This is a genomic window from Streptomyces sp. NBC_00286, from assembly GCF_036173125.1.
Lineage (GTDB): Bacteria > Actinomycetota > Actinomycetes > Streptomycetales > Streptomycetaceae > Streptomyces.
On sequence record NZ_CP108054.1, the window covers coordinates 6562353 to 6575916 of the forward strand.

At 66.6% G+C, this 13564-nt stretch carries 15 protein-coding genes; 11 read left to right on the forward strand and 4 right to left on the reverse strand.

Features of this window, described 5'->3' with window-relative positions; translation table 11 throughout:
- Positions 1 to 150: 150 nt before the first annotated feature.
- Positions 151 to 963: a hypothetical protein gene (locus OHT21_RS30245; protein WP_328771443.1), complete on the forward strand. Its 813-nt coding sequence runs from the start codon at positions 151 to 153 to the stop codon at positions 961 to 963.
- Between the two features lie 162 nt (positions 964 to 1125).
- Here OHT21_RS30245 and OHT21_RS30250 read toward each other — a convergent pair whose 3' ends face one another.
- Positions 1126 to 1674 carry an ATP-binding protein gene (locus tag OHT21_RS30250; RefSeq protein ID WP_328771444.1) on the reverse strand — a complete coding sequence of 183 codons (549 nt, stop codon included), beginning with the start codon at positions 1672 to 1674 and terminating at the stop codon, positions 1126 to 1128.
- Positions 1675 to 1961: 287 nt separating this feature from the next.
- Here OHT21_RS30250 and OHT21_RS30255 point away from each other — a divergent pair, with 287 nt between their 5' ends.
- Both OHT21_RS30255 and OHT21_RS30260 read left to right on the forward strand, forming a co-directional pair.
- A complete protein-coding gene (locus tag OHT21_RS30255) occupies positions 1962 to 2816 on the forward strand; it encodes a helix-turn-helix domain-containing protein (protein WP_328771445.1) in 855 nt (284 codons plus the stop codon).
- A gap of 13 nt (positions 2817 to 2829) precedes the next feature.
- On the forward strand, positions 2830 to 3027 hold the full coding sequence (locus tag OHT21_RS30260) for a DUF397 domain-containing protein (RefSeq protein WP_328771446.1): 198 nt from the start codon (positions 2830 to 2832) through the stop codon (positions 3025 to 3027).
- Positions 3028 to 3161: 134 nt separating this feature from the next.
- Here the strand turns inward: OHT21_RS30260 and OHT21_RS30265 are convergent, their stop codons facing one another.
- Entirely contained in the window at positions 3162 to 3830 is a 669-nt protein-coding gene (locus tag OHT21_RS30265; protein WP_328771447.1) for an RCC1 domain-containing protein, read from the reverse strand.
- A 396-nt stretch (positions 3831 to 4226) separates the two neighbouring features.
- Here OHT21_RS30265 and OHT21_RS30270 point away from each other — a divergent pair, with 396 nt between their 5' ends.
- The 8 genes from OHT21_RS30270 (at position 4227) to OHT21_RS30305 (ending at position 11760) form a co-directional block, all read left to right on the forward strand.
- Positions 4227 to 4355: a hypothetical protein gene (locus tag OHT21_RS30270; RefSeq protein ID WP_328771448.1), complete on the forward strand. Its 129-nt coding sequence runs from the start codon at positions 4227 to 4229 to the stop codon at positions 4353 to 4355.
- 628 nt (positions 4356 to 4983) lie between these two features.
- Complete coding sequence (locus tag OHT21_RS30275) at positions 4984 to 5355, forward strand: hypothetical protein (RefSeq protein ID WP_328771449.1); 372 nt, start codon at positions 4984 to 4986, stop codon at positions 5353 to 5355.
- 448 nt (positions 5356 to 5803) lie between these two features.
- The gene (locus OHT21_RS30280; RefSeq protein ID WP_328771450.1) at positions 5804 to 6073 is read left to right on the forward strand and encodes a hypothetical protein; all 270 of its coding nucleotides are present in this window, start codon (positions 5804 to 5806) and stop codon (positions 6071 to 6073) included.
- 450 nt (positions 6074 to 6523) lie between these two features.
- On the forward strand, positions 6524 to 6751 hold the full coding sequence (locus OHT21_RS30285) for a hypothetical protein (RefSeq protein WP_328771451.1): 228 nt from the start codon (positions 6524 to 6526) through the stop codon (positions 6749 to 6751).
- Positions 6752 to 6961: 210 nt separating this feature from the next.
- Positions 6962 to 7264 (forward strand): hypothetical protein, encoded by a 303-nt coding sequence (locus tag OHT21_RS30290; protein WP_328771452.1) that lies wholly within the window; start codon positions 6962 to 6964, stop codon positions 7262 to 7264.
- A gap of 168 nt (positions 7265 to 7432) precedes the next feature.
- Positions 7433 to 8098, forward strand: coding sequence for a chaplin family protein (locus OHT21_RS30295; protein ID WP_443050449.1), 666 nt, complete (start codon positions 7433 to 7435; stop codon positions 8096 to 8098).
- Positions 8099 to 8939: 841 nt separating this feature from the next.
- Positions 8940 to 10211 carry an LPXTG cell wall anchor domain-containing protein gene (locus tag OHT21_RS30300; RefSeq protein ID WP_328771454.1) on the forward strand — a complete coding sequence of 424 codons (1272 nt, stop codon included), beginning with the start codon at positions 8940 to 8942 and terminating at the stop codon, positions 10209 to 10211.
- Positions 10212 to 10443: 232 nt separating this feature from the next.
- Positions 10444 to 11760 (forward strand): glycoside hydrolase family 26 protein, encoded by a 1317-nt coding sequence (locus OHT21_RS30305; RefSeq protein WP_328771455.1) that lies wholly within the window; start codon positions 10444 to 10446, stop codon positions 11758 to 11760.
- Here the strand turns inward: OHT21_RS30305 and OHT21_RS30310 are convergent.
- Both OHT21_RS30310 and OHT21_RS30315 read right to left on the reverse strand, forming a co-directional pair.
- Positions 11757 to 12881, reverse strand: a complete 1125-nt coding sequence (locus OHT21_RS30310; protein ID WP_328771456.1) for a GNAT family N-acetyltransferase — start codon at positions 12879 to 12881, stop codon at positions 11757 to 11759. The genes OHT21_RS30305 and OHT21_RS30310 overlap by 4 nt on opposite strands.
- On the reverse strand, positions 12878 to 13564 hold the full coding sequence (locus OHT21_RS30315) for a lipopolysaccharide biosynthesis protein (RefSeq protein ID WP_328771457.1): 687 nt from the start codon (positions 13562 to 13564) through the stop codon (positions 12878 to 12880). The genes OHT21_RS30310 and OHT21_RS30315 overlap by 4 nt, the downstream gene beginning before the upstream one ends.

The window sequence follows — 13564 nt, forward strand, 5'->3', positions numbered from 1 at the left end:
AGGTTTTCTGTCCGTTTCCTTCGTGCAAAACCACCCTATTGAGCGTATGTCGCGACCGCGATAGCTACTGAGAGTTGCATACGGTGGCGTGCGTCGCGCCGGCCGGACACCGGCGCATGTCTGGCTCTTCGACTATCGGAAGGAGTGAGCGTGAAAGCTCGCTTTGGCGTAAGTCGGGGAAAGGCGCTCGCGCTCGCAGCACTGGCCGCGATTGTCGCCTCGACCCTGTCAGCATCGGAATACGCTCTCGCAGCGGACGGCCGAGGTCGCTCACAACACTGGGGCGTGATCACCCGCAACACAATCGGCTCTCCCGTCGCCGAGTTGAGGGACGGTCCGTTCGGCTCGTTCGGTGTGCAAGGATCCTCCGCCAGGCCGCCCTACGGTCGAGGCAGCCTTGGAATCGAGGTGGCGGACAATTCCACCTCGCTCGCTGATCCCCGCGAGAAGGTCGACTTCGGTAATGAGGTCGACTTCTTCGGTGATCCGGTGCTGGGCCTGGAGCAACTCGGTTTCCATGTCTTCCAGACCGGCGAGAACATCGCCTACGGGGGCCCGGAGAACATGCCGAACATCAGGTTTGAGATCGACGCGAACCTGAGCTCACTGCCGGCGGACAACTACACCACGATGGTGTGGGTGCCGGACGCGGCTCCGGTGACCAACCAATGGAGCGGCTTCATCGACGCCACCTCCACCGGCTATTGGTACTTCAGCGGCGCCGAGGGCGCCGCCACCGGCTGCACCCAGGCCGCGCAGTGCACGTTCGCCCAGGCGAAGACCGCCCTCGATGACGGCGGCGACGCACCCATCATCTACACGGCCGCGGTAGGCAAGGGCCGCGACCACATGTGGATCGGCGCTGTCGACGGTCTCCGGATCAATCGATACATCTACGACTTCGAAGCCAGCGGCGTCAGGACTCGTTTCGCTCCTTCCGGCAACAACAACGCGGTGGGCTGACCTCGCGCTTTCACGAGACGGCCAGTCCGAAAGCTGATCAGGCATACGGACCTCTGGCGGTCCAGGCAGGCGCTCTGCGAAAGGCGTGAACACCTTCCCGGAAGGTGTTCACGCCTTCGGCGGCTGGTGTCCCGGCGGAGAGAGTTGGCGGCCCAGGAGAGGTCAAGCCGCCAAGGTCGGCGGGGACTCCTCCGGGAGGGAGAGCTCGAACCAGACGGTCTTGCCGCCCGGCCCGTACGGGCCATCTCCTATGGCACACCCACCCCACCGTTCGGCCACCGTGTCGAGAATCAGCATCCCGCGCCCGCCGTCCGCGTGCGGCGGCGGTGTGATGGGCGGCGCGGTCGGGGGCAGGTCGGGACTCGTGTCCCAGACGGTGACCCGCAGTACGGGACAGAGCCACTGGAGCCGTACGGTTGCGGGGCCCTTCGTGTGCCGAACCGAGTTGGTCGCCAGCTCGGAGGCCAACAGCTCGGCGCGGTCCGCGAGTTCGGCGAGACCGTGAGCGGAGAGTACGGCCCGGAGGGTGAGCCTGGCGATGCCAGAGCCTCTGGGGTCACAGGGGAAGTGCAGCTCGTAGTGCCAGGGTGCGGCGAAGGGGAGAGGTGGAGGGTGCGGGAGGCCTGAGAGGGGATCAAGGGCGGCCATGAGTAGGGAACTCTGGTCGCCATCGGGGGTGGTGGGGTTCGGGCGGATGGGGTCGTTGTCCACGTGGCGCCTCCTGGGGTGCGCGGTCGTGAAGTGACAAGTGGGCGTGCGCCACGCGGTGTTGGGGACAGGGCCGGACCGGTGTCTTTGCCGCGCAGCCCTGCGTCCCGGGTGGGCAAGCTGCGCGGTGCGCTTCCGGTTCCGGCGGCGAACGGGTGGCACGCATCACACCGTAGGGCATTGCTGCATCACACGTGAGTCAACTTCCACTAACGAGTGGAAAGTTGACTGACTCACTGGACGCCCCGTGTTGCCCTTGCCAGACTGTCCGCGCGCACGAGAGAGGACTCATGGCTCCACGAAATGCCCCCACGGGCCGCCACCGCCGCCTAGCTGCGGAAATGCGCCGAATGCGCGAGCAGGCAGGCATCTCGGTGCAGGGCGCCGCCTCGCTCCTCGGCTCCGACCGGACGATGATCTCCAACATCGAGGCCGCCCGGACCGGCCTGAGCGAGGAGCGCGTACGGCAGCTGGCCAGCTACTACGGATGCCCGGATCCGGACTTGGTCAACGCACTCGCCGCGATGACAGGCCCACGCCGGGTCCGCCACTGGTGGGACGAGTACCGAGGCAAGCTCCCAGAAGGCCACCTTGAGGTCTCGGAAGTGGAGCACTACGCCACACGCATCCGCACAGCTCAAACGGTGCATCTCCCTGGGCTGTTCCAGACCGAGGACCATGCACGGGCAATCTTCGAATTCGCGGTGCCGAAGCTGCGGCGGCTGGAAGTGGAGCTACGAGTCGAGCATCGGCTCAGGCGGCAGGCCATTCTCGACGGGGACAACCCGACGCCGTATGTCGGAATCATCCACGAGGCCGCCTTGCGACTGGAGTACGGCGGCCGCGACGTGGCACGCGCGCAACTGGAGCACCTCGCGGATGCCGCCGACCGCGACAACGTGACACTGCTCGTCATCCCGTTCAGTGCCGGAGCCTTCCACGGCGCGGGGCAGTCAATCCTGTACGCGGAGGGCCCAGTTCGACAGTTGGATACGGTTCAGCTCGATGCCCCGTTGGGGGCGCACTTCGTGGATGCCCCAACTCCGTTGGCGAACTATCGTTCCCTTCTGGACCTGATGGAGCAGTCTGCGCTGTCTCCTGACGAGTCGCAGAAGTTCATCCGGTCCATATCGCGCGAACTGTGAGAGGACCGGGCAAGTGATCAACGCCAACTGGCAGCGTTCGTCGTTCTCCCCCGACGGCGGCAACAACTGCGTCGAAGTTGCTGCCACCGACGATGGCGTGGCCCTCCGAGAAAGCGACATCCCGAACGAGCTTCTGACGACTGGCCGCACCACGCTGTACTCGCTCATACGCAGCGCGAAGGCGGGCGCGTTCCAGTACCCGCCTTCGTAGCGCGAACCTTCTGACTCAGGCCGCTGCAGGCACCCGCACCCCGGCGGAGGCACTTTCCAATCCTCTGGGCGCGGGCCTGGTCAGCCGGGGCCGGGATCCGGGTCGTATTGCGAGCATTACCAGCATTACGAGCTCTATACGACGGCGAAGGTATGCTCTGCCTGCGAACCGATGCTGATTGCCTTTGCTTGGAAGGCGGGAATCTGCGCGGGAGCGGTGCGGTTCGTGGTGTCGCCCAGGCCCAGCTGCCCTTTGTCGTTGATCCCCCAGCACCATGCGGTGTTTCCGGTTCGGCGGGCGCAGGTGTGGCTGAGGCCTCCAGTGGCGGGCAGCCAGTTGGTGCCGGTGCCCACCTGCGTAGGCGTGGTGCGGTCCACTGTGTTGCCCAGGCCGAGTTGGCCTTTGTCGTTGAGGCCCCAGCACCAGAGTGTGCCGTTCGAGCGGGTGCCGCAGGTGTGGTAGCTGCCGGTGGTGATGGATGACCAGTTGGTGGCGGTGCCCACCTGGACCGGTGTGGTGCGGTCGAGGGTGTTGCCGAGGCCGAGCTGTCCCTTGTCGTTCAGTCCCCAGCACCACAGGGTCCCGCCGGTCCGGATCGCGCAGGTGTGCGCGGCGCCCCTGGCGACCTCGGTCCAGTTGGTGGCGGTGCCTATCCGGGTGGGCGTAGGGCGATCCGTGACGTCGCCAAGACCGAGCTGGCCCTTACTGTTCAGGCCCCATCCGCACAGGGCGCCTTCGGCAACGCTCTGGGCGGTGGAAAACGAACCGGTGGTCGTGGCCGTGTCGGTGAATACAGCGATCACCGCGGGCGGTGTGAGGGGAGCGACCAGCGCCGCACACACGGCCGGCCGGGTCGGTCTTCGGCCGGGCCGGACACCGCGTCCCTTACCTCGGACGATGGCTCAACCCACTCCACACGCGCTCCATCAAACTGGCTCTCCTCGGCGTCGTCACAGCAACACTCATCCAGGAAGCCGTCGTGGTCATCCGCATCCGGCGACGCCTGCAACGACGCGGGCAAGACACCGTGCCCCGGTCAGCCACCGAAACGTAGAAAGTCCCGCTCAGGCCAGCGCCCCGCCCAGGCGGAGGGCGCTGCGCCGGTCACTCGAATGGCGGACCCCAGTGGTCCTGTACTCCGATCGGTCTGAAGATCGGATGGACAGCGCGTTTCGCGTTGACAAAGCAAGGAGGGTCCCATGCAAGACCTCATCGGCGCCGTCGTCAGCGTCGGAGACCTCGGTGGCATCGTCGGCGGCCTAGTCAATGGCGTCGTCGGCGGCGTCGGCAGCCTCATCGGCAGCCTCGGCGGCCTCGTCGGCCGCTAGCCAGAGGCCTTCGGACCAGTAGCTCCAGTGTGGCCCAGTGGTCGTAGGCGATCAGTGACCGACGGTTGAACCCCATGCGGGCGCTGATGCCGAGGTCATCGCCGCGACTGCTGGGCCACGGGCTTGCTGGGGCAGCCGCTCCGGCAGGCATGCTGCGAATGGCGTGAACACTCTTCCGGGATGTGTTCACGCCATTCGCAGTTGGTGTCCCGGGCGGGCGGGCCGCCAACGGCTTCCGATTGCGCGGGGGGTTCGGCGGGCGCGATGCGCTCCGACCCAGCTCGAGACGAAGGCGGCCACGCCAATGAGCAATGCGGCGCCAGGGGAGGGCCGGTAGCTGCAGCCAACGGCCGGTACTTCGAGCCTAGTTGACGTTCAGTCAGGAGCAAGCCGGGCCGTGGTAGGGAGCACCAAGTGTCAATGTCGGCATGTGTCGTGGTGGGCGTCGAGCCAAGGATGTGGGTCTGCAGCGGAGCGGCGGTCAGCCGAGTGGAGTAACGGGTTTTTGCCTGCTTCATGCGCCCGTGGTCACATCTTTCCGAAAAGGCGCGTAAGGGATTATTGCGCGCCACCGTCGAGGGTCGACCGTCTGTGGCGGCCTGCCCCCATTGACACTTGAGAGGACCTCATGCCTCACCGCATGCTCCACTCGGCGGCCACCGTGCTGCTGGCTTCCGCACCACTCTTCGCCGCCGCGCCCGTGCAGGCTGCCGCGCAGCAGGACTTTCCTTGCGACGTCGGCATCCAGAAGGAGGACGAGGAGCAGAAGAGTAAGGTCACGATCACCATCGCATGCGACAAGACCCGCTCGGTCACTACGAGAATCGCCGTCGGCAACTCCGCCCTGGAGAACACCCAGACCGTTCACGCCGGCGTTAAGCAGAGCCTCTCGGTCACCGTGAACAAGGCCCCGCAGATCTGTGCCACCTTCGAGACCGACGGTAAGACCACCTCTGCCTGCACCGCCTCGCCTGACGGAACTCCGTCAGCTTCGTCGTGACCCGGGCGCCGACCGACCGCTGAGAGACCTGACGGTTGTTGAGCCCGGCGCAGTGCCTGCGCTGCGCGCGGAGGGCAGCTGGTCTGCGTAAGGCTGGATGCACGCGTACGGTGCCCGGCGAACTGCGTGCCAAGTCGGCACCGTCCTGGTGATCGTTGACCAGCCCGCTCCCGATTGGTGTGGCAGCCGCCGTTCATCCCATGGCCCGCAAGGGGCCGGGTGAACGGCGGCTATTTTTGGTTTCAACGCTGTGCCCCACTGTGTGCCATTACTCCATTTGATGGCTGACCCGATGTGGCCTGGGCAACTGAGAATCCATATCACCTGTAATGCAGCCATGTGGATGAAGTTCCTGGGTGCAGGGGCATTTCGAGTTGTGCGGCCTTGCGCACCCAGGCAACATCGATTGCGTTCTTCCAGCGGGGAAGAAACAGAACGGAGATACCAAATGCGCAAGACCATGAAGTTGGGCGCCGCCTCGGCCGTCGCGGCGATGCTCCTCGCGGGCTCTGCTTCGGCTGCCAGTGCCTCCGAAGCGGGCTACAACGGCGACGACCCGTCCATCGTCGTCGTCAGCGAGAACAACAACACCAACGCCAACGAGAACAACAACACCAACACCGCCACGGCCACGGCCACGGCCACGGACGAGGACGACGACGCCACCGAGGCGGGGCTCCTCGCTATCATCGAAGGCCTCCTTCCCCCCGCCATCTGACGTCAACGGGTGAGCGGAGCCCTGATTCCGCGTTGTGACTCTTCAAGTCCAGTGTGGCAGTCAGAGGTATCCATTCTCGATTCTCTGGGGAATCGAGAACTCAGCCTGAAAGCGTCTTCCCCTGAAGGCGGGATGAGGTGAAATCCTCGTCCGCTGAGGACACGGTAGCCGCCGTTCATTCCACGGCCCGCAAGGGCCTGGGTGGACGGCGGCTATTGCTGTATCGACCCGCAGTGCCACTGTCGAACGGTAGACCGTCAGTCCCTCCCTCCCTCGGTCGAGAGGAGGGCGTGACTCGGTGAGCATGCATAATCCATATCACCTGCCGTACAGGGGCCGTGTGGATGAAGTTCCGGGCCCAGGGCCCTTTTGAGTTGTGCAGCCGTTCCGCGTCGGGGCAACATCGCTTCCGTTCTTCCAACGGGGAAGAAACAGAACGGAGATACCCCAATGCGCAAGACCATCAAGCGCGGTGCTGCCTCGACCCTCGCTGCTGTGGCCCTCGTCGCTGGTTCCGCCGCAGCGGCCAGCGCCTCTGAGACCAAGACCTACCGCACTGAGGACCCGACCACCATCGTCATCGTCAACGAGAACGAGAACGAGAACGAGAACGAGAACACCAACGAGAACGAGAACGCCGCCGTCGCGGCGACGCTTGAGCTCCCGTTCCTGGGCTAGGTGTGACGGGGTGGGCTGATCCCTGGAGCCGGATGGTGATCGTTCGATTCCAGCTCGGCGGTCAGGGGTCATCTCTTCTTGATTCCCTTGGGGATCGTGGCCCGACCTGAAAGCGTCTTTCCCTGACGGGCGGATGGGGTGACATCCTCATCCGCCCGAGGGAGAGGCGCTTTCGCTTTCCTGGGAACGTTGATCAACTGAAATGGCGTCATGCCGAAGGTGATTGCACAAGTAGCGCGCATCGGAGGGGACATGGGTGACACGATCATCCTGCCGCGTTGTCCGGACACGGGGAAAGCTTCGTTCCGCACTGAAGACGAGGCCCGCGCCTGGCTCATCAGGCAGCCGCTGATCGAGAAGATCCCGGACCGGATCTATCAGTGCCCCGGATGCCGGTACTGGCACTTCACCGGGTCGCATCATCTGACCCGCCAGAAAATCCAGTCGCGGCGAAACTATGGCAGGCGTGAAGCCGCTCCCCGACGCAGCCGTAGGAAAAGGGGGAGGAACTGACGAAGAGTCAGCCTCTCTGCCTCCCCGTGCTGTTGTCGAAAAACCAGTCGAACGGCTGAGGCGCAGGCCGGACTTGGACCGGTTCCGTCGGTTTCCATGCCGGCTTCTCCCACTTGATCGAGCAGGAAGAGCACCAGATTGCGACAGAACCTGAGCAGGGGAATGGTCGTGGCTGCAGCCGCGACGAGCATTCTGTCTCTGTACGGCATCCCGGCGTTTGCGGACTCGCGTGCCGAAGGAGCCTCCGGGGCATCGTCCGGCGCCCAGTCGGGCGACGACGTCGAGGCTTCGGTACGCATTGACACAGACGCCAACGGCAATTCCGTCGGTGTGAGTGGCGAAGTCGTCCCCTCCGTCGAGTACGCGGGCGGATCGAATGACGCTTCCCTCGACGTCGATATCGATTACGGCGATGACAGCGGCTACGGGGACGACGTCGGTTACGGCGACGACGACAGTAGCGATGGCGGCGACGACGTCGGCTACGGGGACGACGAGGGCGGCTACGGAGACGATGGGGACGGGGAGGACCCCGGCGACCCGTCCACGCCGCCAGAGGAGCCGTCGACTTCGCCGCCCGCCTCCACTCCGCCGGAGTCGACGACGCCTACGCCGCCGCGGCCGGACGCCCCGGACGACGGGCCTTGGACTTCCGAGCCCCCTGCCGACGAGCCTCCGGCCACCGAGACCCCGTTGGGTGACCCCCCGGCTGAGCCGCCCACGCTCGCTGAGACCGGTGGTGGGGAGCAAGCGCTCCTGGCTTCGGGGGCTGCGCTGCTGCTGACAGGTGGCGTGATCTTGTACCGGCGAGGCCGGGCCGCTTCGCAGCGGTAGGGAAGAACCGAGCGGGAGTGTTCCTTCGGGGGCCGGACGGAGACTCGTCCGGCCCCCGAACTCGTTCCCGGGTATCGGTCACTCGTGGGAGTGGTCGGGGTGTGGCCAAGTAGAGGAACTCCGCTGGCGGGCCCGTCGTGCGTATGACTCGATGTCGGGAGCAGTACGGCGAAAAGGGTGGCGGCTGTGTAGTCGTTGTAGTCGTCGTTGATCAGCGGAGACGGGAGCAGTTATGGCCGCTCGGCATCGGTGCCTCAGACGATGGCCCGTATGTGCGGCGGCCGGGATTCTTGAGGCGGCTGCTCTGGTGGCAGGGTGAACAAGGACGACAAGACGTCGGGGCCGACAGTCACCGGAGCAGTGCCGGCTCCGCTCGTAACGCCTACCTCCTTCCCCGCCTTTGGCGCCTACGTCGACTACAGCCGGCGTGGTGTGGTGCGGTCGGACTGGTTCAGTCGGTGGCTTGGTGGATGGTTTCGTGCCGATGCAGCATCGATTCCATATTTCTCGGCAGAGTAATGCGAGTCGAATCAGGCTTCGGGGAAAATGTGGGTCATATGATCATCTTGCCACGTTGTCCGGAGACCGGGAAAGCATCGTTCCGTACTCAAGCGCTGACGTGATGGTCAGTCCTCTCGCCAACACGCGGGACACAACCTGAAGGCTCGTGCGTGACTGACCTCGACGGTGCGATGCGACGTGTTGCATGCGCTCCTACTCGGTTCCGGCTGTGGCGCCGGTCGGCCTGGGACCTGTTCGTTTGGATCCAGGACCGGTTTTCCCTCTTTCTTCGAGCAGGAAGACAACGAGATTGCGAAAAAAACTGAGTAGGGGAATGGTCGTGGCTGCCGCCGCGACGAGCATCCTGCCCGTGTGCGGCATCACGGCGTTCGCGGACTCGGACTCGCACTTCGAGGCATCCGTCAACGCCTGCGACAGGTCCATCGACGCCGCTGTCGCGACCGGCCCGTCCTTCGGGACTTCCTGTACCAGTGGCCCGAACACGCGCGGATCGTCCAGCACCCCCAACGCTCCCGACCGCAACGATGGGCGCGAGCCCGTCGGCCACGACAGTGGCTACGCGGAGGTCGATGAGGTCGGTTACGGAAGTGACAGCGGCTACGGCGACGACGCCGACTCCCGTCATGACGGCGGCTACGGCGACGACGCCGACTCCCGTCATGACGGCGGTTATGGCGATGGCACTGACTCCCGTCATGACGGTGGGTATGGCGACGACGCCGATGACACCGGCACAGGTGGCAACTCCGGTTATGGCGGGGAGGCCGGCGCCGAGGGCGATGGCGGTTACGGCGATGACACTGGTTATGGCGGGGAGGCCGGCGCCGAGGACGACAGTGGCTATGGCGACGGCACCGGTCATGGCGGGGAGGCCGGCGCCGAGGGCGATGGCGGTTACGGCGACGGCACCGGTTATGGCGAGGACGCCGGCGCCGAGGACGACAGTGGCTATGGCGACGGCACCGGTCATGGCGAGGAGGTCGGCGCAGAGGACAGCGATGGCTACGGCGACGGCACCCATGGCGGGGATGCCGGCGCCGAGGGCGATGACGGCGGTTATGGTCATGACGCCGACTCCCGTCATGACGGTGGGTATGGCGACGACGCCGATGACACCGGCACAGGTGGCGACTACGGCTATGGCGAGGACGCCGGGGCCGAGGACGACAGTGGCTACGGCCACGAATCGGACACGCCGGAAGGCTATGGCGACACACCGGTCACGAATCCGCCCACGCACAGGCCGCCGACGACGAAGCCGCCCAAGTCGCCGTCGCCCACGCACAGGCCGCCGACGACAAAGCCGCCCAAGTCGCCGCCGCCCACGCACAGGCCGCCGACGAAGCCGCCCACGTGGTCGGCGCCGCCCACCTACAGACCGCCTACGGCGAAGCCGCCCACGTGGTCACCAGACACTCCTCCACACACCGAGCCCCCGGCGAAGCCACCCGCCTCGCCTCCGACGAAGCCGCCCTCCCTTCCGGAGACCGGCGTTGGCAAGCAAGTGATTGCGGCTTCGGGTGCTTCGGCGTTGCTGCTGACGGGCGGCGTCATTCTGTACCGACGGGGTCGGGCCGCGTCGGTGCGGTAAGGAGGAGCCACACGGGTGTGCTTCCTTCGGGGGTCGGACGGAAGGACTCGTCCGGCCCCCGACGTCGTGCCCGGGTATCGGTCACTCGTGGGGGTGGTCGGGGTGTGGCCAAGTAGAGGAACTCCGCTGGCGGGGCAGCCGTGCGTATGACTCGATGTCAGGAGCAATGCGGCGAAAAGGGCGGCTCTGTAGTCGTTGTAGTCGTCGTTGATCAGCGGAGACGGGAGCAGTTATGGCCGCTCGGCATCGGTGCCTCAGACGATGGCCCGTATTTGCGGCGGCCGGGATTGTTGCGGCGGCTGCTCTGTTGGCGGGGCCTGGTCGGCCTGGGGGCAGTGGGGTGGACAAGGATGACAAGACGCCGGGACCGGTGGCGGCGCCAGGGCCAGGTCCGGTGCCGGCGCCGACAGGTACCGGTACGACGCCGGCTCCGCTCGTAACGCCTACCTCGTATCCCGCCTTTGGCGCGTACCTCGACTACAGCCGGCGTGGTGTGGTGCGGACGGAATGGTTCAGTCGGTGGCTTGGCGGGGCCGAACTGCGGGTGGGGCGTACGTATCTGGCTGGGGACGTCTGGAGCAACATCGAGGGGGCTCCCCGCTTTCTTGATGACTGGGCTGAGTGGCGGCGGGCGCGGGCCGATCGGATGCTTGTCCTCAATGTGCCGATGATGGAGCGGAACGAGGAGGGGGTTTCCGACTCCGAGGTGCGGCGGCTGCTGCGGCGGGGCGCGGCCGGGGCGTTCGATGTGCACTATCGGCGGCTGGCCGAGCGGCTGGTCAGGTTGGGGGTGCCGGACACCGTCTTGGTGCTGGGGTGGGAGATGAACGGGATTACGTACACCCATCGGTGTGGGCCGGATCCTGAGGCCTGGAAGGTGTACTGGAATCGGATCGTTGGCGCCATGCGGTCGGTGCCTGGGCAGGCGTTTCGGTTTGACTTCACGCCTAGTCGGGGGCGGGATGCCGTTCCGTGGACCGAGTGTTATCCGGGGGACGCGACCGTCGACATCATCGGGATGGACAGTTACGACCAGCCGCGAGGGATGTCGTTCGACGAGCAGGTTTCGGAGCCGTACGGGCTGCAGAAGCATGTGGACTTCGCCCGGGAGCATGGGAAGCCCATTTCGTATCCGGAGTGGGGGTTGTTCCGGAACGGGGACAATCCGGAGTACATGCGGCGCATGCTGGCCTGGATGGATCAGCACCGGCCGGTGTACAACACGCTCACCGACTACTGCCCGCACGGGGTGTGGCAGTGCGGGCAGAATCCGCGGGCGGCCGAGGTGTATCGGGCTGTGCTTTACGGACGTACCGAGACCGGGAACGGAAATGGGACGGAGACCGTGCCTCCGAAGCCGTTGCCGATGCCCACGCCAGTTCCGACTCCGGTACCAACGCCCGTTCCGACGCCTGAGCCGCAGCCCATTCCCGAGCCTCAACCCTCCCCGGGCTGCCGGTCGTTGGATCTCGGCGACTGGATCGAGTACTGGATCGGTGGGGAACCCTGCATCCGCGATGACTGGTTCGGCGACTGGTGGCCGTTTTAGTTGGTGACCGTTCCCTTCCGGCCGCGTACGAGTTCGCGGGCCCGGCTGCGCGCGTAAGCCTCGCAGGCCACCGCCGAGAGCAGGGGGGCCGTGCGGCGGCGGGCCAGTAGGAGGCGCTGGTTGACCACCGTGTCGGGGCGCCAGCGGAATTTGTACGGCTCGGTTCCGCGCAGCAGGCTCAGGACCTGGCGGTCGGCCTGGGGCACACGTGAGGCGCAGGCGTGGAGCAGCATGGTGGCGATGTCCGCTTTCCATTCCCGCAGGCGGGGATGGGCGCCGTAGAGGTAGTTGCCCGCCAGTCGGCGGGCCAGCAGGGTCACGTCCACGGCCAATACGTCGGTGCCGGCCCGGAATTCGGTCACCACTGCATCGCCGGAGCGGACCAGGGGGACGAGTGAGCGGGTCAGGTGGTCGTGGAAGCGGGGTTTGAGGTGTTCGGGGGTCACCTTGCGGTTCTGCCACTGGAGGCGGTGGAGGTCCAGCAGGGTGCGGATGGTTGAGGGCACCTCTTCGGGGTGGACGAAGCGGTGTTCGATGCCTAGTTCGGTGAGTTTGCGGATCTTGGATTGGACGCGGCGGGCTCGGCCGGGTGGCATGCGGGTGAGCAGCTCGTTCAGGGGACTGGCGGGTAGTTCCAGGCATACCGAGTCGGGTGTTTGGAGGCGGGGGCCGGGCCAGTGTGCGTACACCTGCTCCACGGCGCTGCCGGGGCGGACCTCACGGATGTCGATCAGGGCGGTGCGGGCGGCCGACCAGAGGGTCTGGGTGAGGGTGGTTGCCGCGCTGGCGGTGTGTTCGTCGTCGAGGAGTACGTCGCTGTAGTCGGAGATCGCGCCGCCCAGCGGGACCAGGCGCGGCAGGGGGCCGCCGGTGCGCATCAGGGGTGCGGCTGCCCGGAGTTCGCCGTCGTTGTCGCGTACGAGTGTCAGCCGGAGGCGGCCCGGGGTGCCGTACGACATCCACCATGAGTGCAGCCAGGCGTGGCTCTGGAACGGGGTCGCTGTGCTGCACTTGCGGTACAAACGTTCCCAGGCCGGGGCCAGGGCGGTGAACTCGCGCTCATCGGTGCACAGTTCGGCTCGCAGGGTGCCGGCGCCGGACTGTGCCGCTACCGCGCTCACAGCTGTCCGTGGGCGTCGGCGGCCGTGGCCGGGCCGGGTACGACGGCCGGGCTCGTGCCGTCGGGGGTGGTGGGACGCGGGCGTGCCAGTAGGGCGAGGCCTGCTAGTAGGCCGCCGGCGCTTGCGCCTACCAGGGCGGTCAGGGCCGGGGATGCCGAGGACGGTTCTGTGGGCTGGATGGCCCGTGAGAACTGGCGGAGTTCGATGTGCGTGGCGTTCTTGGTGTGGGTGGCGTGGCGGGTCATCGCGCCGGTGACCGCGTTGGCCATGTCGGCGGCCAGGTCAGGGCGGGCGGATGTCGCGGTCACGGCGACCATGGGCGCGTCCGGGGAGGTCGCCGATCGTACGCTCTCGAGGAGCGTCGGGACCGGTACGCCCGCCCACACCTGGGCGTCGCCCAGCACTGCGAGTTGGGTGGCGACGCGGCCGTAGGCCTGGGCGAAGCCGAGTGCGGCCTGGGGGTCGGACTTCGCGGTCGGTACGGCGACTACATAGGCCGAGGCCGAGTAGGCGGGCGGCGTGAGGGCGCCGTATGCGCCTCCTGCCAGGGCGCCGGTGAGGGTGCCCGCTGCGAGCAGGGACCAGGGGGGCAGGGCGCGCAGGCGTCTCAGTGCCGCGCGCAGTCGGCGGGGTGGGGCTGTCGGGGTGGCGAGGGTGGCCGGGGCTTCGGTCTTGGTGGTCAT